3 protein-coding genes and 1 rRNA gene are annotated in these 2,900 nt (G+C 30.0%); all 4 read right to left on the minus strand.

What is annotated here, in order from left to right; translation table 11 throughout:
- Positions 1–270: 270 nt before the first annotated feature.
- Positions 271–1,164, minus strand: a complete 894-nt coding sequence (locus tag ACQKMV_RS23720; RefSeq protein WP_427426921.1) for a patatin-like phospholipase family protein — start codon at positions 1,162–1,164, stop codon at positions 271–273.
- A 270-nt stretch (positions 1,165–1,434) separates the two neighbouring features.
- Complete coding sequence (locus ACQKMV_RS23725) at positions 1,435–2,226, minus strand: ATP-grasp domain-containing protein (protein ID WP_427506906.1); 792 nt, start codon at positions 2,224–2,226, stop codon at positions 1,435–1,437.
- The gene (locus ACQKMV_RS23730) at positions 2,223–2,504 is read right to left on the minus strand and encodes a hypothetical protein (protein WP_427506907.1); all 282 of its coding nucleotides are present in this window, start codon (positions 2,502–2,504) and stop codon (positions 2,223–2,225) included. Before ACQKMV_RS23730 ends, ACQKMV_RS23725 begins: the two co-directional genes overlap by 4 nt.
- 304 nt (positions 2,505–2,808) lie before the next feature.
- Positions 2,809–2,900 (minus strand): 5S ribosomal RNA (gene rrf / locus ACQKMV_RS23735); the annotation flags it as partial.

The raw sequence follows: 2,900 nt of genomic DNA on the forward strand, positions 1-2,900 counted from the left end.
TGATGTCCAAAATTTTGTTTCGTTCACTAACTCAAGGTTAGCTACTAAAAACTTTATTGATTACGTTTTGCTTGTTCAGTTTTCAAGGTTCATTTATAATCATTATCTCTTCGTTAAGAGCTAACTTTTATATAATAACATGTTTTATATACATTGTCAAACAGTTATTTTATTTTTATTTTATTGTAGTTGAATGTTCAACAGCAACTTTTATATAATATCACCTACTTCATAGAACGTCAATAGTTTTCTTTCATTTTTTTAAAAGTTTTATAACCTAAATCTTGGCCACGATTTTAAAAATTGAATAGTACGGTTTCTCCCGATTTCTAAAAGAGTTTCTTTAGTCTCTTCATCTAAATCAAATTGTGTGGCACTGTAATCATCGACTGGGATGAAAATAATATCTCTTTCATGCCGTCTTGAGATATACCTTTCATCATGAGCATCTTTCATAGTAGAAAATAAAGCTTCAAATAAATTTAATCCATTTTTAATTACATGCGGGCATTGTTCTTCTCTACGTCTACTCAGTTTTAGCCCTATAGTTGGTCGTACTTTACGACCTTCTTTATCGTCAAATACCCACAACGGAAAATTACTCAATACACCGCCATCTACAATAACTGAATCTCCCTTTCCTGTTTTTAATGTTACGGGTTCAAAGAAAAATGGTATACCACAACTCATACGTAAAGCACTTGCAACCGAAAAATTTTTCTCATCAATATGATATTTTTGTAAATCGTCTGGTAAAACTATTATTCTGCCATTTGTTAAATCTGACGCCACTAATTTTAACGAATCTCTAGGTAAATCTCCGAATGTATAAACGCCTTTTGCAGCTAATTTTTGAAAAAACCATTTTTCTAATGCTTTTCCTTTATATAAACCTAAATGGTGATAAACGTTAACCCACTTCATAAACGGGAATGGTAAGATTGTTTTCCTTGAATCTAGTAATGAAGGTACATCCAACTCTTCTAACATAGTTTGGATTTCTTTTCCGCTATATCCTGCAGCAATAAAAGCAGCTAATATGGCCCCAGCACTCGTCCCAGCTACCCTTTTAAAGCGAAAATTTTCAGCTTCTAGTACTTGATATGCTCCAACTAGTGCAAACCCCTTCAAACCGCCACCAGAAAAAACACCATCAATCCACAAAACTCCCTCTCCTTTTTCAAGTAATCTTCACATTATAAGAAATAGTAATAACAATTAGAACTAAAATATACAAGTTCTTGTCGAATTTCTAAAGCTCGATGAAATTACGTTTATTAAAGGATTAAGCACTATATAAAATAGAGCCTAATCCCTTCACAATAACTCAGGTTAGTATTTATTCTAACTGTATATACAACTTAATCCCTTTTTCAGACAACTAGAAGTTTTTGAAAAATAACAAGTTTCACCAAAGAAGCACCTAATATTTAATTAATCAACAAGATTGTCTTTATTTAACAAAACTAAACAAATGCTAATTCCTTTAATATAAAGTATTTGATTTAGATCTACATTTAATAATCGCATGTTTTCCTCTAAATCAGGTGCTTTATGAAAAACGACTGCAAAAGTAGAATTATCAATAATATTCATTTTTCGATACTCTAAAATTTCACTAAAATTTTCTTTAAATCCTTTATGATTAATCGATTCTACTTTCTTGCAATCAATAGGAGAGTGTATCTTTGCACAACAGTAACTGTAAATGAAATTATCCATATCACTCACTATACTTTCCCAATCTGGCTTTTGTTGTTTAAAAAAGTACTCACATGCGTTTATCCCATAAGCATAAACACCAAGCTCATTAGTACAAATCTCTGAGAATCTTAATGGACTCACTTCAATTGGGATAATTTTGCCTTCTTTATCAAGACGTATTTCAATATGTATTGGTATCAATTTCAAAGCAAAAAACGATGAGATAGTATTTAAGAATGTATTTATTTTCATTAAAGATTCGTTTATTACTTGCTTACTTGTATAATATATTCGGTTACTCATATCTCTTTCATGCTTAAACATTCTTTTAAACAAATTTAAAATGATTGGTTTTCCATCCTCTGAAAAATATGCATCAATGACATATTCATCACCTTCAATAAATTTCTCAATAATTACTGGCTTTACAATAACGGGAAATGGAATTGTGCTTACATCTATTTCTTCTAAATCTCTTAGTAACACTTCCTGAAAAAAGAAATCTTCATACTGTCTACTCAATACCTTCCAAATGTAACTTTATTTTTCAATATTTCTGTAACAGTAGTTAAATAATTATTAGGTGTATATCTTGATAAAATATTGAGTCCATTTTCAGAGTTAAATAAAATAGGACTGTTTCCATTTTCTAATTCTATTAATAAATCCTCTATCTTTTTAAAATTTATATCGGACTCATTAGGAATAAAAACATCATTTAAACTAACAACAGAAATTCGAAGCTTTCTAATAGTATCTGCCAATAGTTTGGAGACATAAGGTTTATCTAAAATTATCAACTTTCACACTCCTATTAATCATTTTAAAATAAACATCTATTTTTGTAATTAAATAATAATTTTAGGTAGTTATTGGAAAATAACAATTTTGATTTTAATATAAGGTGCCCATCAAATCCATTTTTTTGTCTTCCAAAGGTATAGGTATTAATATCTCTAAAAATTAATTTATATCATTTTATATCTATATAAATTTATGGCTATAAAAAACAAGAAGCTATCATTTTATGGCTTCTTGTCTTATTTAAATAAATTATTATTGCCCATAAAAAAAACAGCCAGCACTCAGCTGACTGTTTTGGTTGCCTAGCGACGTCCTACTCTCACAGGGGGAAGCCCCCAACTACCATCGGCGCTAAAGAGCTTAACTTCCGTGTTCGGTATGGGAACGGGTGT

Source organism: Lysinibacillus sp. NPDC094403, assembly GCF_050278745.1.
In the GTDB taxonomy this organism is placed as follows: domain Bacteria; phylum Bacillota; class Bacilli; order Bacillales_A; family Planococcaceae; genus Lysinibacillus.